This is a genomic window from Hafnia alvei, assembly GCF_034424155.1.
Classification (GTDB): domain Bacteria; phylum Pseudomonadota; class Gammaproteobacteria; order Enterobacterales; family Enterobacteriaceae; genus Hafnia; species Hafnia alvei.
In genome coordinates, this window is sequence record NZ_CP139992.1 from 3,130,284 (window position 1) to 3,154,406 (window position 24,123).

Below are 24,123 nucleotides of genomic sequence, written 5' to 3' on the forward strand. Positions count from 1 at the left end.
TTAAGAAATGTGATTTTGGGCACATTATGCCATAAGTTGGCGTTTTTATCGCCCCTATGAACAAAGGGAATTCTGTTTTAACAGGCAATAAAAAAGCGCTGGAATCATCCAGCGCCCATAAACAAACATCTCATCGTTTTCAAACGGCCATAGGCCAACTCATTGAAATCAGAATGAGAAACAAGAGCAACCTAAAACGCCCCAAAATGCCTGCTCATCCGACACAGGAATTGCAGATTTACGTGCTTTATCATGAGAATGCCCATGCACACCACAAGAACCGCAGCATTGGTGCATCTGAGCCAAAACACCGGCTTTATTCTCAGCAGGTGGAGCCGAACGATAATGACCCGGAACCTTAACTACCGGAGACCAATCTGGCACCACCGGAATCGATGGCGGAGCTAACGGAGTGAACGCACCCGCGGCATATACCACTTTGCCATCCACGATCGTCATCACTGATTCGATACCTTTAATGGCCTCTTCCGCTACGCTGAAGAAATCTTGCGACAGCACCACCATATCCGCCAACTGTCCGGTCTTGATATGGCCTTTTTTGCCCTGTTCGTTAGAGAACCATGCGCTACCTGCAGTCCATAGATCCAAAGCCACGTCGCGTGGTAGACGATTGTTATCATCGTACATCGCCATACCACCAACCGTTCGGCCCGAAACTAACCAATACAGCGCGGTCCACGGGTTATAGCTGGCAACGCGTGTGGCGTCAGTCCCCATGCCTACCGGCACGCCCATCTCCAACATTTTTTGGATCGGCGGGGTCTGTTTCACGGCGTCTTTGCCATAACGCTCAACGTAGTATTCGCCTTGGAACGCCATACGATGCTGAACCGCAATTCCACCGCCCAACGCTTTGACGCGCTCTATATTCTGCTCGGTAATAGTTTCAGCGTGGTCGAAGATCCAATGCAGGCCATTGAATGGAATTTCACGATTCACTTTCTCGAATACGTTAAGCATGCGAGAAATCGATTCGTTATAAGTGGCGTGTAAACGGAACGGCCAGCGGTTTTCCACCAAATGGCGCACCACACGTTCCAATTCATCTTCCATACCTTCAGGTAAATCAGGACGAGGCTGGAGGAAATCTTCGAAGTCAGCGGCAGAAAACACCAACATTTCACCGGCACCGTTGGCACGATAGAAATCGGTGCCCTGCCCTGGCGTGAGCATATCGGTCCATTTCTGGAAATCTTCCAGCTCTTGCTTAGGACGCTGTGTGAAAAGGTTATAGGCGATACGTACCGTCATCTGCTTTTCATCATGCAGTTGCTGAATAATTTCGTAATCTTCAGGATAGTTTTGGAAACCACCGCCTGCATCAATGGCGCTGGTCACACCCAGACGGTTTAGCTCACGCATAAACTGACGGGTCGAGTTCACCTGCATTTCAAGCGGCAATTTTGGTCCCTTGGCCAGCGTTGCGTACAGGATCATGGCATTTGGTTTGGCGATCAGCATTCCCGTAGGATTGCCTTTAGCATCACGAACGATCTCACCACCGGCCGGATTTGGTGTGTCTTTGGTGTAGCCCACCGCTTTCAATGCGGCACGGTTTAAGAGTGCGCGATCGTAAAGATGTAGCACGAATACTGGAGTATCCGGCGCAGCATCATTCAGTTCTTCAATCGTTGGCATCCGGCGTTCAGCAAACTGAAACTCAGTCCAGCCCCCAACAACGCGAACCCACTGCGGCGATGGCGTTCTATCCGCCTGATCTTTCAGCATACGCAGTGCATCAGCTAAAGATGGCACGCCTTCCCAACGCAGTTCAAGATTGTAATTCAGGCCGCCGCGAATCAGGTGCAGGTGGGAATCATTCAGACCAGGGATCACAGTATGGCCTTTTAAATCAACCAGCTGTGTGCCTTCACCGGCAAAACCCATCACGTAAGCAGTTGTGCCAACAGCCAGAATTTTACCGTCTTTGATCGCCACCGCGTCGGCCAGCGGATTTTCTCGATCGAGCGTATGAAACTGACCATTAGTGAGTATCAGTGAAGCATTTTGAGACATAAGTCGTACTCCTATCACCTAGGTTGACTATTTCTTCAGCCAGCCAGCAAATATGCGTGTAACCAATGGCATCCACATAAACACCACCAGCCCCACCACGCAGGCGTCATTAATAAAATGCAGCAGTAGCGTACCTTTAAGCTCAGGCAACAACATTCCGGTTATCCACGGCACCAGATTAGTACTGGGAAAGATCACCAGCAGCGTAATAAGAAACTGCTTCCATTTTTGCGGGCGTTTAACCGTAGGGGTGCTTGGCGTGAACCAAAATTCTGGTTCGGTACGAACTTCATAGTGTTCTTCTTGCGCGAGGATCGGCTGGATTTCAGACACCAACTTTTTACGCAGATCGGAGTTGGTCCATGCGTAAAGATTATCCAGCGTATCGAAGCGGATCACGATGTTATAAGCTTCGCTTCCAGCCGTTGGCCGAATAACATGGACACCAAGATGCCCCGGAAATTGCTGCGCAGCAGGCATGATGCTGGCGAGCCATGCCTCATAAGCTATTGCCTGATTAGGTTGCAGATTATGCGTAATAATCAAGGTTACGGTATTGGTTGCTGCCATGCTGGGGCATCCTGATTGGAAAAACGGAAGTGATTGAGGCGAGATAATCCCGCCCCATAGCAATCTACAGATTAAGCTTTACGCTGCGGTGCACCGTGCACCAAGGTGTAAGCGTAATCAACGCCCATACCGTAAGCGCCGCTATGTTCGCGCACCAAATCCATGACTGCGTCATAGGTTTCTTTACGCGCCCAGTCACGCTGGTACTCCAACAGAACCTGCTGCCAGGTCACTGGTACCGCACCGGCTTGAACCATACGGTCGATTGAACGCTCATGCGCGTCAACTGAAGTGCCACCAGAAGTATCCGTTACTACGTAAACTTCAAAACCTTCTTCCAATGCCATCAGCGCAGGGAACGTCAGGCAAACTTCGGTCCACAGCGCAGAGATAACCAGTTTTTTACGGCCGGTCGCTTTAACCGCGGCAACAAACGCTTTATCTTCCCATGAATTCATAGAAGTACGTTCAATAGGCGCAATTTCAGGATGAACAGCTAACAACTCTGGCCAGATATAGCCACTGAAACTTTTAGTTTCAACAGAGGTGTAAATAGTCGGCACATTAAAAATCTTACCGGCTTTAGCTAATGCAACGGTGTTATTCTTCAAGGTTTGACGGTCAATATTCGCCACCCCAAAAGACATCTGCGGCTGATGGTCGATAAAAATCAGTGTTGAATTCTTTGGATCGAGCAATTCACGAATTGACATGTAATATCCTTAATTTTCATTTAGTTGAATAATACTTTCGTACCTGTGATGAACGGACTACATGCTAGGTATTCACTGAATTAGTTGATAGCTGGAAATTTTTAACAACTTATTAAGTTATTTTATGTTGCGTAAATTCTTATTTATTATTATCGCGCTAACAGTATTGTAGAGATTATTGCTTCACGCCAAGTTTCGAGATATCTTAATTCAACGAAGAAACAGAATAATCACCTATACCTGCCAGTAATATATTGGTAACGTTCGTAATATTAATTACTTTATATATTCGTGACAGATTAAAGAATATTCCTAACATTATTTTTAAACAAAGATATTCCTAAACAAAGAAAACGACCAACACCGTACACTATGAGTAAATTTTATTTCTTAAAATTAGAAGGTTACGATGCGCGTAAATTTGGATGTTCTACTGATTCTTGATGCACTGGAAAAACATGGTAGTTTTGCTGCAGCAGCCGAGTCGCTTTTTAAAACACCCGCAGCACTAAGTTACATGGTGCAGAAATTTGAAAATGACCTCAGCATCAAACTCTTAGACCGTTCAGGTCATAGAGCAAAATTTACCGATACGGGAAAAATAGTATTAGAAAAAGGCAGGATTTTACTGAGCGCCGCTCGTGAGTTAGAAAAACAGGCTGTCCAGATCGAATCTGGTTGGGAAAAGGAACTGACTATTGCGCTTGACGGCTCATTCCCTTTCCATCTGTTGCTGCCCATGATTGAGGAGTTTTATCAGCTCAATTGTCTGACCCAGCTTAGATTTACCCACCATACTCTTTCCGGCTCATGGGAACAGCTGACTCAAAACGATGCTGATATTATTTTGGGCGCCATCAACGAACCCCCTACCTCAACGGAATTCTCTTACCAGATGTTAGGTATGTTGGAGAATGTGTTTGTTATATCACCCTCTCATCCCTTGGCCACCGCGGATGAGCCACTTGATCCACGCCTAATATGTACTCACCGCGCAATCGTTATCGGTGATACGGCTCGCTTCAGTACTGGGCAAGCCACCAACTATTTGCAGGAGCAGGAACGTATGGTGGTTTATGATTTTCATAATAAATTGCTGGCGCTCGTATCAGGTTTAGGCTGTGGATTTATGCCACGCCATATTGTCGAACCTTATTTAAAAACGGGAACATTAGTTGCAAAAAAAACCACATCAAGCAGACAGAAAGATCTGGCTTATCTGGGGTGGAACAACGCGTCTGAAGGCGTAGCATCTCGTTGGTGGCGTGAAAAAATTCTCGAAAGCGAGTTGATTAAATTTATGTATCAATATGAAAAATCTTAACCTGTAATATTATTCGACATACTGTTTACGGATCACCTCTGTCATCCAATCCATAAAAACCTGTACCCGCATGGCTAGGTTACGGCGATGTGGGTAAAGCAAAGAAACGGGCATAGCAGGGGCAGGTAGGTGTTCTAAAATTGAAACTAATGTCCCCGCTTGCAAAGCCTCTCGCACACCAATAATCGGTACCTGAATAATGCCTAAGCCCACTATGCAGGCCGCAGAATAAGATTCAGTGCTGTTCACCGTCAGCGCCCCTTGCATATCCACTGCCTTAATATCGCCTTGCGGCATAACGTAGGTAAACTTATCTCTTGGGGCACCTTGAGCGCTTTGATAATGGATCAGGTGATGACGCTGCAAATCCGCTGCGGTTTGCGGGCACCCCTGCTTTTCCAAATAGGCTGGGCTGGCACAATTCACCATTTGCAACTGACCTAAAGGGCGAGCAATGAGGCCAGAATCTTGCAAGGTCCCCACTCTCACCACACAGTCGAAACCTTCTTGAATTAAATCAACGCGCCTATCGCTGCTGCTAAGTTCTAATTCAAGCGCGGGATGCGCGGATAAAAAAGCGGCGAGTCCTTGCTGAACCACAATCTTGGCTAACCCGCTAGGCATATCCACGCGCAGACGCCCAGAGAGCGGAGCATTTGACGTGCGAAACATGCCCTCAAGCTCCTCGATATCTGCCAGCACATCTTGGCATCTCGCATAGCACCGCTGCCCATCTTGAGTTAGCGTTACCTTGCGCGTCGTGCGATGCAGAAGCTGGGTACCAAAATGATTTTCAAGCTGTTGAATCGCACCAGAAACCGCCCCCTTAGGTAACCCCATTCGATCCGCGGCACGACTAAAACTAGAAAGTTCGGCTACGCTGATAAACACCTGCATCGCAGTGATTTTATCCATTTTGATTATTCTTATTTTATGAACAGTATTGTCATATTTAGCACGTTTATTTCATTTCAAACAAACAATATGATTCCTGACATGGCCTGCATCGGCAGCGCCCCACACAAGGGTTATGAACATGAGTAATAAGATTGCACTGATTACCGGCGCAAGCCGTGGCTTAGGTAAAAGCATGGCGCTGCATCTTGCCGCGCAGGGAGTCGATGTCGTTGTAACCTACCGCAGCCAACAAGATGAAGCCAACGACGTGGTGAAACAGATTGAACAGACCGGTGCACAGGCCGCTGCCTTACCCTTAGATGTTAGCCAAGCCAGTTCCTTCACCCATTTCCGTACCGCGTTGGAACAAGTGTTAGGGCAAAAATGGGGACGCAAAGATTTCGATTTTTTGGTTAATAATGCCGGTATTGGCATCAATGCTCCCTTCGCCGAAACCAGCGAAGAACAGTTTGATCAACTCATGAACATTCAGCTTAAAGGGCCATTCTTCCTCACTCAGGCTCTGCTGCCCATCATCATAGACGGTGGACGTATTATTAATATTTCCACTGGTTTAAGCCGATTTGTTCTACCAGGCTTTGCAACCTATGCAGCGATGAAAGGCGCAATGGAAGTGCTGACACGCTATCAAGCCAAAGAACTCGGGTCGCGCGGCATTAGCGTGAATATTCTCGCTCCAGGCGCTATTGAGACAGATTTTGGCGGCGGTGTGGTGCGCGATAACAAGCAGGTTAACGACTTTATCGCCTCACAAACCGCCTTGGGACGCGTGGGTTTACCTGAAGATATTGGCAAAGCTGTCACCATGTTGTTGTCAGATGAGGCGGGCTGGATTAATGGTCAACGTATTGAGGCCTCGGGTGGCATGTTCCTCTAAAGCATCGACTGTTTTAGATTACCTTTTGATCTCAAAGCCTACATTTTATGTGGGCTAATTTGATTTTATAAAGTTATTCCTAATTGCAAAATAATTAACAAGCTTATTTATCATTTTCTACTAAATACACACATCAACGATGGAAATATAAAAACAGTATAATGTTATTATTATGTTTTAATTGATTCAATTAAGTTAACGATAGATTTATACCATCGTTTTTAAGCATCAAGATTTATTAAATAGCTAAAGTTTTTAGTTTTTCAGCCGAAAACAGAGAGCACTTCCCACGGCAATGACAACGTTATTTGTCCTATTGCATCTGATTAAATTTAGGTTGTGCTATCTATGTTCGAACGATTAAAAATCTCTCAGGGATTAATGGGTGTATTAGCCCTATTCTGTATTATTCAAATTTTCTCCGGTTCTTGGAGCATTCTTGATGCCTCAGGCACGAATGACCGACTCACGCAAATCTCCTCCGGCTTTAACCAAATCATGGCGATGGATAACGCCTATGCTTCAGTCACCGAGATCCGTGAAGAAGTACTCAAAGACGCGCTGATGCTCGCAACTCAGCCGCAAGATGCCAAAGCGCGTCAGTCACTCGGTGAACTGCGCCAAAATCTGACCGAAGTCGATCAGCAGATGGAGAAGTTTTATCAACTCTCTCAAGCCAATCAAAATGAAATTGAGCGCACTAAAAACGTAAAATCGCTCTATGAAAGAGCTCGCGGTGATCTGCTGCAATTGATTGTCAGCCTAGAAAATAACGATCTGGTTAAATTCCAGTCGATTATGCACAACAGTTCATCCACGCATTTTATGTCTGCACTGGATGACACATCAGCCTACGTAGCCAATTCTATTATTACGCCTGCAGCCAACGCGGCTCAGGCCAGCTATCGTCAAATGTTGCCGCTTTCGCTTTCCTTTATGTTCGTATTTATTGTCCTGACCGGCGCGGTTTTGGTGTGGATAAGAAAATATGTGCTGAATAAAATCAATCAGGTTATCGACTATCAAGCGGCCATTGCGCACGGTGATTTATCGATTGAAATTGATGCCAATGGCAACAACGAAATTGGCAAACTGATGCAAGGATTGAAGCACATGCGTGATGAGCTGGCGAATACCGTCAGCGCAGTGCGCGCAGGCACTCAGAATATCTATACCGGCGTACAGGAAATTGCGGCAGGCAACAGCGACCTTTCCAGCCGTACTGAGGAACAGGCAAGCTCGCTTGAAGAAACCGCAGCCAGCATGGAACAGCTTTCTGCTACGGTAAAAAACAACGCCGATAGTGCAAATGCAGCAACATCATTAGTAAAACGCGCGTCAAGCAGCGCCGTTAACGGCGGTGAAATCACCCGTAAAATGGTGGTCACCATGAGTGATATTGCCGATAGTTCCCGCAAAATTGGCGATATCACCAGCGTCATCGATGGAATCGCTTTCCAAACCAATATTCTGGCGCTGAATGCGGCGGTTGAAGCGGCTCGGGCTGGCGAACAAGGTCGTGGATTTGCCGTTGTGGCCGGTGAAGTGCGCAGTTTAGCGCAGCGCAGCGCTCAGGCTGCCAAAGAGATTAAAACGCTGATTGATGCATCCGTCTTGCGCGTCGATCAAGGCAATGATTTGGTTGAAAACGTCAGTGGTGCAATGACAGAAATTGTGACCGCCATTGGCCAAGTCACCGAAACCATGCAAGAAATCTCCAGCGCTTCAGAAGAGCAAAGTCGCGGGATCACCCAGATCGCGCAGGCCGTTAATGAAATGGATAAGGTCACCCAGCAAAATGCGGCCTTGGTTGAACAATCCGCTTCCGCTGCCAGCGCCCTTGAAGATCAGGCCGATCGTTTAAATCAAACCGTTGCGGTCTTCAAACTCGCCACGTCAGGTTCAGCGCCCGAGAAAATTCGAGTACAGCCACAGGCGGTAGCTGCGCCAAAATTGAAAGCCGTTGCCGATGATAATGGTGAGAATTGGGATAGCTTTTAAGGTGCAGAGTACATCGATTTTAAGTAAATCGATTTTAAATTCGGCCTAACTATCTCGCGATAAAACTCCGCCCAACGATGAATACCGAGTTTCATCTATCTTCCACAGATGTGCGACCAAACTCGATACAAACCGGCGGGCGGAATTTTACCTAGCAACGTATACGCTAAGGAATGCCTTATCCTTTTCTCGGGATCAGCTTCCCAACGCCACTCACCACCAGTAATACAATCGCCCCAGCGATAACCCCAAACACGAGATTAAGCAGCGTAGGGCCAAGGCCAGCAATCACGGTACCAACCGTTGGCAGGTCAGCTCCACTTTCAGCTAAATGTTCGAAGTAGTGATGCACCCACGGTAAACCGTGAACGATAATCCCACCGCCCACCATAAACATCGCCGCCGTACCCACTACGGAGAGGATCTTCATCAAGTACGGTGCAGCATCAACGATCCAACCGCCCAGTTTTTGAACCAATGCCGAGCTTTTTTTGCTCATCCACAGGCCTAAATCATCAAGCTTCACAATGCCTGCCACGATGCCATAAACGCCCAGCGTCATCACAATGGCAATCCCACTGAGGACGATCACCTGCTGGATAAACGGGGCAGCGGCGACCGTGCCGAGCGTAATCGCTACAATTTCGGCGGAGAGAATAAAATCAGTGCGTATGGCTCCTTTGACCTTAGCCTTTTCGTAGGCGCGTAGATCGTCGGGCACTTTCTCTTCGGCTTTTGGCTGATGTTTTTCCTCTTTGCCGTGCAACACTTTATGCGCCAGTTTCTCAAAACCTTCGTAGCACAAAAATGCGCCACCCAGCATCAGCAAAGGCGTAATCGCCCACGGTGCAAAAGCACTGATCAACAAGGCGAGCGGTACTAAAATCACCTTATTGAGCAAGGATCCCTTTGCCACCGCCCATACCACCGGCAGTTCTCGGTCAGCTGAAACGCCAGTGACCTGCTCCGCGTTTAAGGCTAAATCATCCCCTAAAACCCCTGCGGTTTTGCGGGCTGCCATTTTGCTCATCAGCGCTACGTCGTCTAACACTGAGGCAATATCATCTAATAACGTTAGTAAGCTACCACCAGCCACATTGAAATCCTTAAGCTTTAATCACTGAGATAATGATAGGGGTTAGGGGGAAAAATGTCGCGTTAATCTCAAGACCCGCTTTATGCATAAAAAAACGGCAGGGGTTTTAGCCCCTGCCGTTTTTATCGTGCGACGGAAAACCGTAAGCACCAGATAGTGTTTAAAAACTATTTATTATCAGCAACCTGTACACTGCCATGCAGGCCTCTCTGCTTTTTATAGCTCAGCGCCGCCGCAGGAACCGGCGATGCTTTACCGGTTAACATCCAATCTCGCAGGCGATTAGCATCGGCAAAATGAGTATATTTTCCGAAAGCATCCAGTACTACCAGCGCCACCTGACGGCCACCGATAGTGGTACGCATCGCCAAGCAATGACCGGCCTGATTCGTAAAGCCGGTCTTAGTCAGTTGGATTGCCCATTTATCATTACGCACCAAGTGGTTGGTATTGTTAAATGTTTCGGTATAAACCGGGTTTGAGAACGTCACCGACTTGGTTTCTGTGGTGCTCAACTCGCTAATCAACGGGTAGTTTTTGCTCGCCGTCAGCAGCTTGGTTAAATCTCTCGCCGTGGATACGTTGTTCACAGAAAGTCCAGTGGGTTCAACGTAGCGGGTATGCGTCATTCCTAGCGAACGCGCTTTAGCATTCATTGCTTTAATAAAGGCGTTGTAGCCGCCCGGATAATGATGGGCAAGGCTTGCCGCAGCGCGGTTTTCCGAAGACATAAGCGCCATTAACATCATTTGACGACGGCTGACCTCACTTCCCACACGCACCCGAGAAAAAACGCCTTTCAGCTCTTTGGTATTGTGGATATCGACCGAAATCACTTCATCCATCGCAGGTTTGGCATCTAACGCCACCATTGCCGTCATCAGTTTAGTGATTGAAGCAATAGGAACCTGCACGTCTGGGTTACTCGAATAAATGACGCTATGGGTTTTTAAATCCACCACCATTGCACTGCCTGACGCTAATACCAAAGAAGAGGCATTATGCGTTGTTGGCGCGTTCTCACTTGCGAGCACGTTTGGAACGCTGGCCACGCTGCTGCCTAAAAGCAACAGGCTTAATAAAGAATATCGGAGTTTTACAGGCATGATCACGTATCAATCAAATGTTCGATAACACCGAGGGCAGCATAAAATAGTGTGCTTAAATCCCCGGAACGCTGCTTGCCGCGCCACACAAGGGATGTAGGCCGACAAGCTGGCGATAATCATACTCTTAACGTGAATGTTTGAGCTACGAGAAGATGTAATAATTATGTTTCTGGTTGTGAGTTTAATATTCAGATCGTCATTTATTTTTTGATTAAAAATAATGAATAACACCTAAAACAAAACCCGCGTCGCTAAATCGCCCCGTTCTCCACATTGCGCGCCACAATAAACAGGCGAGGGAACGCTAATAACACCTTTCCATCGGCGCGCGGTGTATAGACTTGCTCGAGTTCGCATAAATAGCGGCGAAGAAACTCGGGGCGCTGATCCTCGCTGAGTTTATCGAGGAAGGGACGTAATCCCGTTGAGCTCAGCCAATCAATAATGGCCGAAGCCGATGGCATGACGTGGTAATAAGTCGTGCGCCAAATATCAACTTCACATCCTTGTAATGCCAGAAGATCGTAGTACTCCTCAGTGGTCAGCAACTTTTTGCGCACGGATTCGGCTTCACCATTCAAACTCTCCCATGGCCCCTCCGCCGCAACTTTTCGCATCAATGCATGAGAAGGCTGATTGAGATTATCCGGCATTTGAATCGCCAGAACGCCATTATCCGCCAGCTGAGCTACCAAATGAGGCAACAGGGTTTCATGATCCAACACCCACTGCAAAGCCGCGTTAGCATAAATAACATCCTGCGCTTCATCAGGCTGCCAATGGCTGATGTCTGATTGTACAAAGGTACACTGCGGCAATCTTTCCTGTGCTTTGTTGAGCATATTGAGTGAAGTGTCCACGCCGGTCACCTGCGCCGTTGGCCACGCCTGCGCTAATAGCGCCGTGCTGTTACCAGGCCCACAGCCCAAATCGCTCACCTTCATAGCGTGAGGATGATGAATTCTGGCAAGCAGTTCACGCGCTGGACGGGTTCTTTCCGCCTCAAAGCGCAAATACAGTTCTGGATCCCAATCGCTCATGATGTTTTCCTTTAAGCAGAATCTTCTGTTGGATAGCCAAATTTATGCTTCCCCACGCTTCTAAGCAGGCTAACTATGTCACCTTACTCTTTATTCAGAACATATCCCGTTCGCGGGTATCTCACCTTGATGACTTTAGCTATAGTTTTGCATCCAAGCCAGCGAGAAAAATCAAAAAAGCGCGCCCTTTCAAGGAGTCATAATGTCCATTAGAGATATGTTGTTAGCCCTGTGTGTCGTCGTTATCTGGGGCGTAAACTTTGTGGTCATCAAGGTGGGTTTGCACGGTATGCCGCCTTTGCTCCTCGGCGCACTGCGTTTTATTCTGGTTGTGTTTCCGGCGATATTTTTTGTACCACGTCCAAAAATCCCGCTGAAGGGGATCGTTATTTATGGACTCACCATCAGCTTCGCACAGTTTGCCTTTTTATTTTGTGCTATCAATCTAGGCATGCCGTCAGGCATTGCCTCCGTGGTTCTGCAATCGCAGGTATTCTTTAGCGTTTTGCTTGGCGCATTGATTCTTGGTGAGAAAATCAAACGCAGCCAGATCATCGGAATTCTTATGGCGGCGGTAGGCATGCTGGTACTCGCCAAAGGCGGTATGACGGGAAGCTTAACCGACATCCCTTTAATCGCCCTGCTCTTTACGCTCGCGGCAGGATTCTCATGGGCATGCGGTAACATTACCAATCGTTCCATCATGCAAAATGCAGGCAAGACCAGCATTATGTCGTTGGTGGTGTGGAGCGCATTGGTGCCTATTTTGCCTTTTTTACTCTGTTCGTGGCTGTTCGAAGGACAAGCCGTAATTGAAAGCAGCGTGATGAATATTGGCATCCCAACCGTTCTGGCCCTGTGCTACATCGCGTACCTCTCCACCCATATTGGCTACGGCCTGTGGGGAAGCTTGCTAACCCGTTATGAAACGTGGCGCGTAACGCCGTTCGCTCTGCTGGTGCCGGTCGTTGGATTAACCAGTGGCGCACTCATTTTAGGCGAGCAAATTTCGACTTTGCAGATTTATGGTTTGCTGCTCATCATGCTGGGATTATTGGTGAATGTTTTTGGCGGGAAACTGATGGCTAAGCGAGCGCGGTCGCTTAGCCATTGAGAAAGAGTCGTTAACGCTAGAGTCGTTCAATAGCGCGGGCAATATCGGCCGAAGTTTTCAACGCACGGATTTCACTGAAAACCTCTGAAGCTTCGGCATATTCTTTACGCAAATACCCCAGCCACTGCTTAATGCGCGCGACATGATATAACCCGGTGTCGCCCTGCTTCTCAAGTCGCACATATTTTTTGAGCAGCAACATCACCTCAGGCCACGGCATTTTAGGCGCATTTTGCTTAATGACTCGGCTCAAATTCGGCACATTGAGTGCTCCACGGCCAATCATCACCGAATCGCAGCCGGTAGCCGCCATGCAATCTTGCGCGCTTTGCCAATCCCAAATCTCACCGTTCGCGATCACGGGAATACTCAAACGCTGACGGATTTCGCCAATCGCCGCCCAGTTAATTTTGTCGGCTTTATACCCATCTTCTTTGGTACGTCCGTGCACGGTAATTTCGGTTGCGCCCGCTTGCTGTACCGCATCGGCAATTTCAAACTGGCGCGCACCCGAATCCCAGCCAAGACGCACCTTCACCGTAACCGGTAAATGTGACGGCACGGCTTCACGCATCGCTTTGGCACCCAGATAAATCATCTCAGGATCTTTGAGCAGCGTCGCACCGCCGCCGCTGCCGTTGACCATTTTCGAAGGACAGCCACAGTTCAAATCTACGCCCCACGATCCGAGCTCAACGGCTCGCGCTGCATTTTCGCCCAACCACTGAGGATGTTGCCCCAGTAATTGCACGCGCACGGCGGTTCCTGAAGGCGTTAGGCTTTGATTAGCCAGTTCGGGGCAAAGACGGTAATACACTTTTTCAGGCAGCAGGCTGTCCACCACGCGCACAAATTCGGTGATGCAGAGATCGTAATCATTCACTTCGGTCAGCAGTTCGCGCACCAAAGAGTCGAGAACCCCTTCCATCGGTGCTAAAAGCACCCTTTTTACTGTCTGCATCATTCAGCCTGCATGCTCATCATTATTATTTGCGCCTAAATTTGAGGCGCAAATGGTACTGAGTTCAGCGCTCGCCCGCAACGGGAGAACAACGCGCCAGCACATTCAGCAATAATTCCACCCAGTTCTGGGCCATAGCTTCACTTTCCACGTTGGTAAAACCTAAGATCAACCCGTGTGGCGGATTTTCAGTGCCGTGATACCAAACGCTAAGCGCCTCCAACGCGAGCCCCTGTACCCGCGCCTCTCTTTCAACCAAAGCATCATCGAAGCATTCGGGTAAACGCACCAGCAAATGCATACCGCCCGCCTGAAGCTCGGTGATTAGCCGATAACGCGTCTGTCGCTGTAATGCCTGTGCCAGCCAGAGCCGACGCTGAGCATACAAACTGCGCATTTTCTTTAGATGACGATAAAACTGACCTGAATAAATAAACTGTGCCGTGGTGGCCTGCATCAGCGTGGGGCACACGCAGGGATACGTCCGCATGGTCTGGTGAAACTGAGGAAGTAGAGCCTCCGGCACCACCACGTATGCAATGCGCAATCCGGGAAACAGCACCTTGCTGAAGGTGCCAACGTACAGCACGCGTTCTAGTTGATCTAAGCTTTTCAGCGCCGGTAACGGATGCCCTTGATAATGAAATTCGCCATCATAGTCATCTTCAATAATCCAACTTTGCTGGCGCTGCGCCCACGCTAAAAGCTGCATGCGCCGTGGCAGGCTAAGTCCTAAGCCAAGCGGGCTTTGATGTGCTGGCGTAACCAACGCTGCGCGTGCCTGTGCATGATCGCGCACGCCTTTTTCCACGCACAATCCCTGCTCATCCACGGGGATGGGCACGGGGCTCACGCCAAAATCTTGCAGCACATGCCATGGGAACGGAAAACAGGGTTCTTCTAACCAAACTTCATCGCCACGTTTAAGTAAGGCATTCGCAATCAGTGACAGCACCGAGCGATAACCAGCCGCGATAAATATCTGGTGCGCCGCGCAGCGAATACCGCGTGAGATATGCAGATACCCGGCTAACGCCTCTCGCAGCGCAAGAAAACCTTGAGGTGCCGGATGAGAAAGTTCTTCACGCCGAGTCTGACGCGCACACTGGCTTAATAAGCGATTCCATTGCCCTAAAGGAAATGCATCCAAAGCAGGCGCACCGAGTTGAAACGGCAACCGCTGTGAAGAAGGCAAAGGCATACCGGCATGACGAGGCGCTTCTAATATCGGTTTGGGGATCTCAGCGCTTTTCGCCATATTTAGCCGCCGAGAAACCCACGTTCCGCCCTGCTGGCTATTTTCGATATATCCTTCACCGCTCAGCAATCCATAGGCCGCTTCAACGGTTCCACGGGCAACGCTTAAATCGCTGGCTAAGCCCCGCAGGGAAGGCAACCGCTCGCCGGGAGTGAGCACGCCATCAGTAATCGCCATCTTAATTCGTTGGTAAATTTGGCGATAAATTGGCTCTTTAGCTGAAGGATCAACAACGAGAAAAGCGTGAAGAGTCGCCATAATATGGCCTATAAAAATAGTAAAGATATGGCTCTATATACTAGGCCATATTGAGCGTAAAGTCGCTTTATCAAACCACGAGAGCGACGCGCGTGAACGTGCAGCGCTAGACTGGGCTGAAGCCGTCACGCATATTTCATATTGTGGAACGTCCGATGAATTATTTGCGACGTTGAAAGAACACTTTAACGATACTGAAATTGCTGACTTAACTTTTGCCATTAGCCTTATGAATGCCTTCAATCGTATGGCAATCAGCATGCGTCAGTAAGACCTAGCTACGCAGAGGGAAGTGGGTTAATACAAAGTCGACCCACACTCTGACTCTTGGCGGTATATCCGCCGAGGGATACCAAATATGCATCGAACGCGCTTGCGGCCAAAACGGCTCCAGAATCGGTATTAAACGCCCACTGCGAAAGTGCTCCTCGAGATACCAATCCGCCAAACACACAATGCCCATATGGCTCAGCGCCGCATCAACCAAGCTATCGGGCGATGTGGCAATAAATGACGCCTGCTGCTCATTCACGCTACCTTCATCATCCCACCACGCCATCAGCTTTCCGCTACCGGAATTTCGATGTATTAGGCGGTGATGCGAGAGAAGATCGTCTATCGTTTGTGGCGTACCTAAACGCGCTAAATATTCAGGCGATGCCGCCATTTTGCTGTAGGCCACACACATTTCGCGCCCCACTAATCGACTGTCGGTAGCGGTACGTTGACCAATCGCCACATCAATATTCTCACCGATGAGATTAACTAAACGCGGCTCCATCTCAAGATCGATGGTGACCTTAGGAAAGCGTTGGCTGAATATCGGCAGCAACGGCATTAATCGATGGCGACCAAAACCAGGAATGACGCTCACGCGCACCAATCCTGAAGGCTCTTCACTCAGCTGTCGCTCGTCCAAGGCCTGATTTAATGCCTGCCATAATGGCGTTATCCGACGGCGAAAATCGGCCCCCTCTTCCGTCAGCATGACAAAATGCGTATTGCGCGCAAATAAGCGGATATTTAAACGCATTTCTAATGCCCGCACATTCTTACTCACCGCCGCAGCGCTAATGCCCAACTGACGAGCCGCAGCAGAAAAGCTTTGCGCCTCTGCCGAAGCCAAAAACGCGGGGATAAGTCGATATACGTCTATAGGCAATGCCATGCTTTTAACCTTAGGTTGAAACAGATTTACTGTTTTACAGGCTACACCAGCGCGTGCAGAAATGAAAAAATACCCGCATCGATAACGTTATCACTCTCACTATCATTGAAATCACAAGAGAAAAACTATGAAAAAAGTGCTGGTATTAGCCGCGCATCGCTTTCCCGATCAGTCACGCATCAGCCATGCGGCGATTGATGCCTTGAAAACACAGAAAAACGTCACCGTAAACGAGCTTATGCGCCACTATCCCGATTACAATATCGACGTAGAGCGCGAACAGAAACTGCTCACCGAACACGATATTGTGGTGATGCTCTTCCCCTTCTATTGGTATAGCTCTCCGGCGATTTTAAAAGAGTGGCAAGATGCCGTATTAACCTATGGTTTTGCCTATGGTAGCCAGGGCAAAGCATTACATGGCAAATCGCTGATGATCGCGACCTCAACAGGAGGCAATGCGCAGGCGTATACCGCCGAGGGATACAACCGCTATCCTGTTGAAAGCCTCTTATTACCGTTTAACAATATGAGTCATTTGGTTGGCATGCATTGGTTAGACCCATATTTGATTCAGGGCGCTAACGATATTACGGATCAATTAATTGATACTGGTGTGAATGGATTACTGAGTCGAATCCATGAATTGCAAAACGCTGACTGATTTTTGACGCTGTCATCCTCTCTGCTGGAGGATGACAGACCAAACTCGGCTTATTTAAATAAGCGGTTTTAAGAAGGTTTCTTCTCTTCCCATTTACCCCAAGGATTTGTCTCTGGGGCTTTGGCTTCTTGGGTGACAGCAGGCATGTCTGCCAGTGAATCAATATACAGCTCTTCCACTTTTTGCCGAGCCCACGGGGTTCGGCGCAAAAATTTCAAACTCGACTTAATGCTAGGATCGCTTTTGAAGCAGTTGATGCTGATAATCTTCGCCAACTCAGCCCAGCCATAACGCTCCACCAGCGATGTCAGCAAAGCTTCCAGCGTGATGCCATGCAAAGGGTCTTTAGATGTTTGGGCGTTCATGGAAATTCCTGTCGGCAATGGACTCAATACGAGTTTACAAAATTTTCGCACACCATACTGACTGCGGCCTGAGAGTGCAAGCCGCAGGCGTGCCGGAACCGTCAGCACCTTTTTAGGTATCAAGACATCGCAATGAACTGATCGCGCAACGCTTGAATATCATCCCTGAGGCTGGCGGCCTCTTCAAACTCAAGGTTTTGAGCATGTTTATACATCTGCGCTTCCAGATCGCGAATTTTCTGCTCGATCTGTTTTGGTGACAGCGCTTGATAAGCCGCAGAAGACTCAGCCGCTTTGCTGCTTCGCCCATGCTTACCTTTACCACGTGACGACGCTTCACCCAGTTGGAGAATATCGGAAACTTTCTTATTCAGCGCCTGTGGCGTGATGCCATGCTCAAGGTTATATGCTTCCTGTTTTGCACGACGACGTTCAGTTTCACCAATCGCTTTCTCCATAGAGTTGGTGATGCGATCGCCATAAAGAATCGCTTTACCATTCAGGTTACGTGCCGCACGGCCAATGGTCTGAATCAGCGAACGCTCTGAACGTAGGAAGCCTTCTTTGTCTGCATCTAAAATCGCGACCAAAGAAACCTCTGGCATATCGAGCCCTTCACGAAGAAGGTTGATACCAACCAGAACATCAAATTCACCGAGGCGAAGATCTCGGATGATCTCTACACGTTCGACGGTATCGATATCAGAGTGCAGATAGCGAACCCGCACACCGTGTTCATCGAGATATTCAGTTAAGTCTTCCGCCATTCGCTTGGTCAGCGTAGTGACCAGTACACGCTCATTAATCGCCTCGCGAATACGAATTTCAGAGAGCAAATCGTCAACCTGCGTGGCAACCGGACGCACCTCAATCAATGGATCAAGCAAACCAGTCGGACGCACAACCTGATCGACAATATCACTGCCTGATTTTTCAAGCTCATAATTACCTGGGGTTGCAGACACATAAATAGTTTGCGGTGCCAAAGCCTCAAACTCTTCAAAGCGCATTGGGCGGTTATCAAGCGCAGAAGGCAAGCGGAATCCATACTCCACCAGCGTCTCTTTGCGCGCTCGGTCGCCGCGATACATGCCGCCAATTTGAGGTATGGTGACGTGGGATTCATCGATCACCAGCAGCCCATCGGCAGGAAGATAATCAAACAGCGTTGGCGGCGCTTCACCCGGCTTACGCCCAGAGAGATAGCGCGAGTAGTTTTCAATGCCCGAGCAATAGCCTAGCTCGTTCATCATTTCGAGATCGAACTGTGTACGCTGCGTCAACCGTTGCTCTTCTAGCAGCTTGTTATTGGCCAGCAATACTTTGCGCCGCTCTGCCAAATCAACCTTAATATCTTCCATCGCCTGCAAGATGCGTTCATGCGGCGTAACGTAGTGCGTTTTTGGATACACGGTAAAACGCTGAACTTCTTGGATCAGTTGGCCCGTTAATGGGTCGAACAGCGATAGACGCTCCACTTCTTCATCAAACAGCTCAACGCGTAATGCCTCATCCTCGGATTCGGCGGGGAAAATATCTATCACTTCACCGCGAACGCGGAAGGTACCACGCTGAAACGCCTGATCGTTGCGCGCATATTGCAGTTCGGATAAACGGCGCAAGATAGCTCGCTGATCGATAATCATGCCGCGTGTTAAATGCAGCATCATTTTCAAATAGGCATCAGGATCGCCCAAGCCATAAATGGCTGAAACCGAGGCCACAACAATGACATCTTTGCGCTCAAGCAGCGCTTTCGTCGCTGAAAGCCGCATTTGTTCAATATGTTCGTTTACCGAGGAGTCTTTCTCAATAAAGGTATCTGAACTCGGCACATAGGCTTCGGGCTGGTAATAGTCATAGTAGGAGACAAAATATTCCACAGCATTTTCTGGGAAAAACTGCTTCATCTCGCCATAAAGCTGTGCCGCCAACGTTTTGTTGGGTGCCATGACCATAGTTGGCCGGTTGAGGTCGGCAATCACATTGGCAATCGTAAACGTCTTACCTGACCCCGTTACACCTAACAGCGTTTGATGCGCCAAACCATTTTCTAAACCTGCCTCTAAACGACGAATCGCCTCAGGCTGGTCGCCGTCTGGCTTGAATGCAGAATGCAATTTGAACGTTTTACTCATGAATCAACACCTTGCTTAAATGCATTTGTCTTTTAGAAGGGCCACGGCATTTTCGAATGCTTAATCGTCCGGCATTGATTATGGAAGGCCTACCCAATTTTGCCACTGACTCCCTATATATCCTGCGAGGGATTTCTCCGCACTGCTAGAGAATCACGTTCACGGTAATGCGAGAAGAAGTTTGCTATGATACTGGATATAAAACCAGCTTCAAACCTTATCTGCACCGTTTTGTGTATTTCCCCATGCTCTATCACCGCTTTAGGCAACCCACAAAAAAACCAAATTACATCCGTTTTACAATTTTCACCTACCGGTGACATTTATCCCCAATGCAGCTCGCGAATTAACTTTTTTAGCCTGCGCTTGTCAAGACTGTTTTGTTGCGCAACACGATTCTTTACCTAGTGCTTGATTTTAAATAACTCATTGAATATAAACAACTTTAAAATATAGTTATCATATCAACCAAAGCGTGTGAAAGCCGCGCTGGCTCTGGATTTTGATGAGTTCTCTAAACCTAATGCACAAGGTTATCCACAGGAATAGTGGATAACTTGCACCACTCCGCTTGGCGCTTGAGTTACGGAAAAATGACAATCTGTCAGTAAATCGACTTCGGAGTCCTTTTTTTAGTTAATTTTTTAGCTATTTTTTCTTTTTGATATACTTATTTGCACTAACAAAAGTGCTTGCTAGGGTAACTTATTTCGTCGTGCGAGGATTCAGTGCTTGATCTTTTATTCCCTTGATGAATTACGCCTGCACCACTGTGTTTTTTTTGAGCACCGCCGTGGTGCGGAATTTATCAGCGTTTTTTTACTCTCTTTTTGGGGTTTCATCGGCTCTTATTAATATCGGCCTAAAACGATCCAAGCAATGAATTCACCCACGCTTTGGTTGTTAATGTTTTGTATGGAGAATGGCTTTTTGGGTTGCAGTGTTCTCAATCGCTATTTTCTTAACCAGCCAGAAATCTCTCGCTGAAAACGACTATCAGCTTCGTTGAGGGCACGATGTAAATTACACTGCATATTGACCGCTGCCAGCTCTAACAATCGGGAGTCTATAGTGTAGTTTTTAACATCTCTTAACCATGTCAGAACGCTGGCAAGATGCCAAATAGCCGTTTTCCCCTGATGCAGAGGCGCAGGGAAATTATTCCCTCCTTGCTCCATTAACTTGCGCATATTTTGGCGAGAAAACCCCAAACGCTCAGCAATATCAGTTAGGCCTACAAAATCCGGTGCGGCCTCACACAGCACTGCATGTGGCAGCACGCTCAGCACATCTTGAATGGCCGTGGATATCGCCTCATTGGCGTCCTCGGCGGTGCGACAAAAATTCATGGCAATACGGCCAGCCACCCCCACGCCGATGGTGGCATCGGTGCAGCCTGCAGCACCTAATACCTCAAGATAGTTTGATGGTTCATCATTCTGATCGGGCAAAGAAAAAATGAGTGTAAATTCATAATCCTTCATGTTCTATCCTCTGTCATTACTTGGCATGATGAGCGCAATGCTCAACGATTTTTTTAAGCTGACGCGCATGGTTTTCCGCATTCTTTGGCGTAGACCAAATGCATGTAATGCAAAACTCACCGCAGCGGCACTTCTCTTGGGGATAAGGACAATACATTTTCCCCCACGCATGACTACCGCCTACTTCAATACGCCAGCCGTTCAACTCAACGAAATTAAGCGCCTGTTCAATTTCCTTTTTAGGATGTATCGCTCTGCTCATTTTCTGCTCCCAGCTTAAAAAAACACCATAAAGTTGTCAAATGACAACCTTTTTCTATTTAAGAAAGCGCAAAATACATGGGATAAAAAAAGACATACAGAGGGAATGCAGAAGACTGGAATCCGCTACGCAAAATAGTTTTGCGTAGCGTTGTATTGCATTAATTCAGGGAAGAGAGATCCAAATATGCGGCGAGCGCTTTCGCATCTGCGTGCGGGATATGCGGGATTTCCCCCAAGCATGGGGCAGGTAATAATTGCTTAAGCGTCGCCATATATTCAGCGTGGCGCTTTCCTGGCGCTACCACACAGTTAGCCACCCATCCGCCCAGTTTTAATCCAGATTGCTCAACGGCCTGAGCCGTTAGCAAGGCGTGATTAATACACCCTAGCTTCACCCCCACGACGAGTATCACGGGCAGCTGTTCTCGAATGACCCATTGCGCAAAAGACGTGGTCTCACTAAGCGGCGTGAACCACCCTCCAGCGCCCTCTACCAGCGTCCAACTCGACTTTTTGCGTAACGCCAGCAGCCCCTGTGACATCACGTCAAATTCGATAGGTCGATTTTCATCAGCGCTAATAATGTGTGGTGACGTAGGCTCTTCAAAGGTATAGGGGTTCACTTCTTCGTAACTGACGGATATTGATGAGGCCGCTTGTAAAGCAAGCGCATCGGTGTTTCGCAGTTTTCCCTCACGCCATTCACTGCCAGAAGCTACGGGTTTATACCCAACTGTATCTTTTCCTCGCAGAGTCGCGGCTTCCAATAGCGCACTACTGACGACCGTTTTTCCCACTTCAGTGTCGGTTCCGGTAACAAACCATGCCTCGCTTAAACAAGGCAGCTCATATGTCTTTTCATTCACAATGCAAAACTCCGATGACCAACTGATAGCTCAAAGGCAAACCTTCGGCCTGTTGAGGATAAACGCGGGCTAGTTGCGCAAAACGTCCACGGCTAGTTAGCCCTGAGTTTCGGCCTTGGTGTATGTGCGTAGCACCAATGCCTTTGAGTGACTTCATTAAGGTGATGACATCGGGATAAAATTCAGTCTCATGAGTTAACTGTAAATCATGTGAAAACGGCTCACAGGCCAGTTTGATTGCGTCAAATGCTAAGAACTGGTTTACATGCGTTTGGCCATCCACTTGCTGCCAAGCCTGAGCTAACTCCGTCAGCGAGCCTTGTGCCAACGTTGAGAACGCAACCTTTCCCCCCGGCTTCACGACACGGCTCATCTCAGCCAATGCAGAACCTAAAGAGCCACACCACTGAATAGCCAGATTGCTAAAACAGAGATCGACGCTGTGATCAGGTAACGGGATATGTTCGATATCAGCGAGGAGATATTGCTCCGCGCTATCTAAGATACGCGATTTCTCAAGCATACCTTCAGCCAAATCGAGAGAGATGACGTGTGCCCCTGCGCGGCGGAATTCACGGCTAAAAACCCCTGTACCGCAGCCCGCATCTAACACTTTCAAGCCCGATAAATTATTGAGCTGAGATAAAATCTTTTCCCCGCAGCGCCGCTGAAAACCTGCAACGGCGTCGTAACTGTCCGCGGCGCGGCTAAACGCCGCCGCCACCGCAGACTTATCAACGCAAAATGTATGCGGTAGCATGCAGCGCCTCCAATAAACGGTTTATATCCTGCGCGCCATGCGCCGCGCTGAGAGTAATGCGCAGACGTGCGGTTCCGGGGGGAACCGTTGGCGGACGAATAGCGCTGATCCAAATCCCCTGCTCCCGCAGTTGCTGAGCCAAATCTAGCGCAGCCTGATTCTCGCCAATAATCACGGGCTGAATCGCTGAACTTGATTCCATCAACGTTAAACCTAAATCGTTTAATCCCTGACGAAGCTGCAATACGTTATGGTTCAGTTGGCTACGTAGCTCATCACCTTCACGTACTCGGCGCAGCGCAGCTGTAAGCGCACAGGCCTGGGCAGGAGGCATGCTGGTGCTATATATCAAGTGGCGCGCAAACTGAATGAAGTATTCAGCCACGGATTCAGAACACAAAACGGCGGCACCGCTGAGCCCAAAGGCTTTGCCAAATGTCACCACCAGCAATTCCGGTTTCACTTTTTGTGCGTCGCAGGTGCCACGCCCTTGCTCGCCATACACGCCAATGCCGTGCGCATCATCCACCATCAGCCATGCTCCGGCTCGTTGACTTTGTTGATAGAGATCCGCCAGCGGCGCACTATCACCGTCCATGCTGAACACGCCTTCAGTCACCACCAGCGCTCGCCCTTCTCCACCGCTGTTCAGCAGTTTTTCGAGGGAGTCTGGCTGGTTATGTTGAAAACGTCGCAGCGTTGCTGGTGATTGAATGGAAGCTTCCATCAGCGACGCATGGCTGAGCTTATCAGCAAAGATGCTGTCACCTTTTTGCATTAGCGCGGCGATAACGGCCTGATTGGCCGCATAACCCGAGATAAACAGCAAAGCACGCGGATAGCCTAACCACGCCGCTAACTGTTGTTCTAATTCCGCATGCGCAGTGGTGAAACCCGTAACATGCCCAGAACCAGCACTGCCTACACCATAGCGTTCAGCGCCTTGTTGCCACGCGTCAATGACCGATTTATCGCGGCTTAGGCCAAGATAGTCGTTAGACGAGAAATTGAGATATGACCGCCCATTCACGAGGATCTCACGCCCGCTGCCCGTTTCACTCACGATCCGCGAACGATAGGCTCCGGCTGAGCGACGCTCGGCCAGCGCATTCTCGATATGCTGTTGAAAATTCATCAT

Annotated in this window: 22 protein-coding genes and 1 pseudogene; 6 read left to right on the forward strand and 17 right to left on the reverse strand. The window is 48.5% G+C overall.

Going from position 1 to position 24,123, the window contains the following annotated elements; all coding sequences use genetic code 11:
* Positions 1-168: 168 nt before the first annotated feature.
* The 3 genes from U0008_RS14615 to U0008_RS14625 form a co-directional block, all read right to left on the reverse strand.
* Positions 169-2,037, reverse strand: coding sequence for an amidohydrolase (locus tag U0008_RS14615; protein WP_043494451.1), 1,869 nt, complete (start codon positions 2,035-2,037; stop codon positions 169-171).
* A 27-nt stretch (positions 2,038-2,064) separates the two neighbouring features.
* A complete protein-coding gene (locus U0008_RS14620; RefSeq protein ID WP_043494454.1) occupies positions 2,065-2,607 on the reverse strand; it encodes an antibiotic biosynthesis monooxygenase in 543 nt (180 codons plus the stop codon).
* 71 nt (positions 2,608-2,678) lie between these two features.
* Positions 2,679-3,320, reverse strand: coding sequence for a hydrolase (locus U0008_RS14625; RefSeq protein WP_025797567.1), 642 nt, complete (start codon positions 3,318-3,320; stop codon positions 2,679-2,681).
* A gap of 409 nt (positions 3,321-3,729) precedes the next feature.
* Here U0008_RS14625 and U0008_RS14630 point away from each other — a divergent pair, with 409 nt between their 5' ends.
* Positions 3,730-4,644, forward strand: a complete 915-nt coding sequence (locus U0008_RS14630) for a LysR family transcriptional regulator (protein WP_025797566.1) — start codon at positions 3,730-3,732, stop codon at positions 4,642-4,644.
* Positions 4,645-4,653: 9 nt separating this feature from the next.
* Here the strand turns inward: U0008_RS14630 and U0008_RS14635 are convergent, their stop codons facing one another.
* Positions 4,654-5,559 (reverse strand): LysR family transcriptional regulator, encoded by a 906-nt coding sequence (locus U0008_RS14635; RefSeq protein WP_043494456.1) that lies wholly within the window; start codon positions 5,557-5,559, stop codon positions 4,654-4,656.
* A gap of 121 nt (positions 5,560-5,680) precedes the next feature.
* On the opposite strand from U0008_RS14635, the gene U0008_RS14640 reads away from it, so the two are divergent.
* Both U0008_RS14640 and U0008_RS14645 read left to right on the forward strand, forming a co-directional pair.
* Positions 5,681-6,439: an SDR family NAD(P)-dependent oxidoreductase gene (locus tag U0008_RS14640; protein WP_043494458.1), complete on the forward strand. Its 759-nt coding sequence runs from the start codon at positions 5,681-5,683 to the stop codon at positions 6,437-6,439.
* Positions 6,440-6,787: 348 nt separating this feature from the next.
* On the forward strand, positions 6,788-8,440 hold the full coding sequence (locus tag U0008_RS14645) for a methyl-accepting chemotaxis protein (RefSeq protein ID WP_043494461.1): 1,653 nt from the start codon (positions 6,788-6,790) through the stop codon (positions 8,438-8,440).
* Between the two features lie 178 nt (positions 8,441-8,618).
* Here the strand turns inward: U0008_RS14645 and U0008_RS14650 are convergent, their stop codons facing one another.
* The 3 genes from U0008_RS14650 to tam all read right to left on the reverse strand — a co-directional run bounded on the left by U0008_RS14650 (position 8,619) and on the right by tam (position 11,685).
* A complete protein-coding gene (locus U0008_RS14650) occupies positions 8,619-9,536 on the reverse strand; it encodes a DUF808 domain-containing protein (RefSeq protein ID WP_025797559.1) in 918 nt (305 codons plus the stop codon).
* 167 nt (positions 9,537-9,703) lie between these two features.
* The gene (gene pbpG / locus U0008_RS14655) at positions 9,704-10,642 is read right to left on the reverse strand and encodes a D-alanyl-D-alanine endopeptidase (protein WP_043494464.1); all 939 of its coding nucleotides are present in this window, start codon (positions 10,640-10,642) and stop codon (positions 9,704-9,706) included.
* 254 nt (positions 10,643-10,896) lie between these two features.
* Positions 10,897-11,685, reverse strand: a complete 789-nt coding sequence (gene tam / locus U0008_RS14660) for a trans-aconitate 2-methyltransferase (protein ID WP_025797555.1) — start codon at positions 11,683-11,685, stop codon at positions 10,897-10,899.
* 202 nt (positions 11,686-11,887) lie between these two features.
* Here tam and U0008_RS14665 point away from each other — a divergent pair, with 202 nt between their 5' ends.
* Positions 11,888-12,799, forward strand: coding sequence for an EamA family transporter (locus U0008_RS14665; protein WP_025797552.1), 912 nt, complete (start codon positions 11,888-11,890; stop codon positions 12,797-12,799).
* Positions 12,800-12,815: 16 nt separating this feature from the next.
* Here U0008_RS14665 and dusC read toward each other — a convergent pair whose 3' ends face one another.
* Together dusC and pdxR are read right to left on the reverse strand one after the other, a co-directional pair.
* Positions 12,816-13,760, reverse strand: a complete 945-nt coding sequence (dusC, locus tag U0008_RS14670; protein WP_038502962.1) for a tRNA dihydrouridine(16) synthase DusC — start codon at positions 13,758-13,760, stop codon at positions 12,816-12,818.
* Between the two features lie 64 nt (positions 13,761-13,824).
* On the reverse strand, positions 13,825-15,276 hold the full coding sequence (gene pdxR, locus U0008_RS14675) for a MocR-like pyridoxine biosynthesis transcription factor PdxR (RefSeq protein WP_043494466.1): 1,452 nt from the start codon (positions 15,274-15,276) through the stop codon (positions 13,825-13,827).
* An 85-nt stretch (positions 15,277-15,361) separates the two neighbouring features.
* Here pdxR and U0008_RS14680 point away from each other — a divergent pair.
* Positions 15,362-15,547, forward strand: a pseudogene (locus U0008_RS14680) (carboxymuconolactone decarboxylase family protein); the annotation flags it as partial.
* Between the two features lie 3 nt (positions 15,548-15,550).
* Here U0008_RS14680 and U0008_RS14685 read toward each other — a convergent pair.
* On the reverse strand, positions 15,551-16,444 hold the full coding sequence (locus U0008_RS14685) for a LysR family transcriptional regulator (RefSeq protein WP_043494470.1): 894 nt from the start codon (positions 16,442-16,444) through the stop codon (positions 15,551-15,553).
* Positions 16,445-16,571: 127 nt separating this feature from the next.
* Between U0008_RS14685 and U0008_RS14690 the strand changes: the two genes are divergently transcribed.
* Positions 16,572-17,108, forward strand: coding sequence for an NAD(P)H-dependent oxidoreductase (locus U0008_RS14690; RefSeq protein WP_043494472.1), 537 nt, complete (start codon positions 16,572-16,574; stop codon positions 17,106-17,108).
* A gap of 68 nt (positions 17,109-17,176) precedes the next feature.
* Here the strand turns inward: U0008_RS14690 and U0008_RS14695 are convergent, their stop codons facing one another.
* The 7 genes from U0008_RS14695 to bioF form a co-directional block, all read right to left on the reverse strand.
* Positions 17,177-17,473: a VF530 family protein gene (locus U0008_RS14695; protein WP_025797540.1), complete on the reverse strand. Its 297-nt coding sequence runs from the start codon at positions 17,471-17,473 to the stop codon at positions 17,177-17,179.
* A gap of 119 nt (positions 17,474-17,592) precedes the next feature.
* Positions 17,593-19,611 (reverse strand): excinuclease ABC subunit UvrB, encoded by a 2,019-nt coding sequence (uvrB, locus tag U0008_RS14700; RefSeq protein ID WP_043494474.1) that lies wholly within the window; start codon positions 19,609-19,611, stop codon positions 17,593-17,595.
* 953 nt (positions 19,612-20,564) lie between these two features.
* The gene (locus U0008_RS14705; protein WP_043494477.1) at positions 20,565-21,095 is read right to left on the reverse strand and encodes a helix-turn-helix transcriptional regulator; all 531 of its coding nucleotides are present in this window, start codon (positions 21,093-21,095) and stop codon (positions 20,565-20,567) included.
* 16 nt (positions 21,096-21,111) lie between these two features.
* Positions 21,112-21,357 carry a hypothetical protein gene (locus U0008_RS14710; RefSeq protein WP_072008178.1) on the reverse strand — a complete coding sequence of 82 codons (246 nt, stop codon included), beginning with the start codon at positions 21,355-21,357 and terminating at the stop codon, positions 21,112-21,114.
* Positions 21,358-21,517: 160 nt separating this feature from the next.
* Positions 21,518-22,225, reverse strand: a complete 708-nt coding sequence (gene bioD, locus U0008_RS14715; RefSeq protein WP_043494484.1) for a dethiobiotin synthase — start codon at positions 22,223-22,225, stop codon at positions 21,518-21,520.
* On the reverse strand, positions 22,218-22,985 hold the full coding sequence (gene bioC, locus U0008_RS14720; protein ID WP_043494487.1) for a malonyl-ACP O-methyltransferase BioC: 768 nt from the start codon (positions 22,983-22,985) through the stop codon (positions 22,218-22,220). Before bioC ends, bioD begins: the two co-directional genes overlap by 8 nt.
* Positions 22,960-24,120: an 8-amino-7-oxononanoate synthase gene (gene bioF / locus U0008_RS14725; RefSeq protein WP_043494498.1), complete on the reverse strand. Its 1,161-nt coding sequence runs from the start codon at positions 24,118-24,120 to the stop codon at positions 22,960-22,962. The genes bioC and bioF overlap by 26 nt, the downstream gene beginning before the upstream one ends.
* Positions 24,121-24,123 lie beyond the last annotated feature (3 nt).

What these genes read in the sequence shown, in the direction of transcription:
- U0008_RS14615 (WP_043494451.1), bottom strand. Translation starts at nt 2,037, where the DNA reads ATGTCTCAAAATGCTTCACTGATACTCACTAATGGTCAGTTTCATACG.
- U0008_RS14620 (WP_043494454.1), bottom strand. Translation starts at nt 2,607, where the DNA reads ATGGCAGCAACCAATACCGTAACCTTGATTATTACGCATAATCTGCAA.
- U0008_RS14625 (WP_025797567.1), bottom strand. Translation starts at nt 3,320, where the DNA reads ATGTCAATTCGTGAATTGCTCGATCCAAAGAATTCAACACTGATTTTT.
- U0008_RS14630 (WP_025797566.1), top strand. Translation starts at nt 3,730, where the DNA reads ATGCGCGTAAATTTGGATGTTCTACTGATTCTTGATGCACTGGAAAAA.
- U0008_RS14635 (WP_043494456.1), bottom strand. Translation starts at nt 5,559, where the DNA reads ATGGATAAAATCACTGCGATGCAGGTGTTTATCAGCGTAGCCGAACTT.
- U0008_RS14640 (WP_043494458.1), top strand. Translation starts at nt 5,681, where the DNA reads ATGAGTAATAAGATTGCACTGATTACCGGCGCAAGCCGTGGCTTAGGT.
- U0008_RS14645 (WP_043494461.1), top strand. Translation starts at nt 6,788, where the DNA reads ATGTTCGAACGATTAAAAATCTCTCAGGGATTAATGGGTGTATTAGCC.
- pbpG (WP_043494464.1), bottom strand. Translation starts at nt 10,642, where the DNA reads ATGCCTGTAAAACTCCGATATTCTTTATTAAGCCTGTTGCTTTTAGGC.
- tam (WP_025797555.1), bottom strand. Translation starts at nt 11,685, where the DNA reads ATGAGCGATTGGGATCCAGAACTGTATTTGCGCTTTGAGGCGGAAAGA.
- U0008_RS14665 (WP_025797552.1), top strand. Translation starts at nt 11,888, where the DNA reads ATGTCCATTAGAGATATGTTGTTAGCCCTGTGTGTCGTCGTTATCTGG.
- dusC (WP_038502962.1), bottom strand. Translation starts at nt 13,760, where the DNA reads ATGCAGACAGTAAAAAGGGTGCTTTTAGCACCGATGGAAGGGGTTCTC.
- pdxR (WP_043494466.1), bottom strand. Translation starts at nt 15,276, where the DNA reads ATGGCGACTCTTCACGCTTTTCTCGTTGTTGATCCTTCAGCTAAAGAG.
- U0008_RS14685 (WP_043494470.1), bottom strand. Translation starts at nt 16,444, where the DNA reads ATGGCATTGCCTATAGACGTATATCGACTTATCCCCGCGTTTTTGGCT.
- U0008_RS14690 (WP_043494472.1), top strand. Translation starts at nt 16,572, where the DNA reads ATGAAAAAAGTGCTGGTATTAGCCGCGCATCGCTTTCCCGATCAGTCA.
- U0008_RS14695 (WP_025797540.1), bottom strand. Translation starts at nt 17,473, where the DNA reads ATGAACGCCCAAACATCTAAAGACCCTTTGCATGGCATCACGCTGGAA.
- uvrB (WP_043494474.1), bottom strand. Translation starts at nt 19,611, where the DNA reads ATGAGTAAAACGTTCAAATTGCATTCTGCATTCAAGCCAGACGGCGAC.
- U0008_RS14705 (WP_043494477.1), bottom strand. Translation starts at nt 21,095, where the DNA reads ATGAAGGATTATGAATTTACACTCATTTTTTCTTTGCCCGATCAGAAT.
- U0008_RS14710 (WP_072008178.1), bottom strand. Translation starts at nt 21,357, where the DNA reads ATGAGCAGAGCGATACATCCTAAAAAGGAAATTGAACAGGCGCTTAAT.
- bioC (WP_043494487.1), bottom strand. Translation starts at nt 22,985, where the DNA reads ATGCTACCGCATACATTTTGCGTTGATAAGTCTGCGGTGGCGGCGGCG.
- bioF (WP_043494498.1), bottom strand. Translation starts at nt 24,120, where the DNA reads ATGAATTTTCAACAGCATATCGAGAATGCGCTGGCCGAGCGTCGCTCA.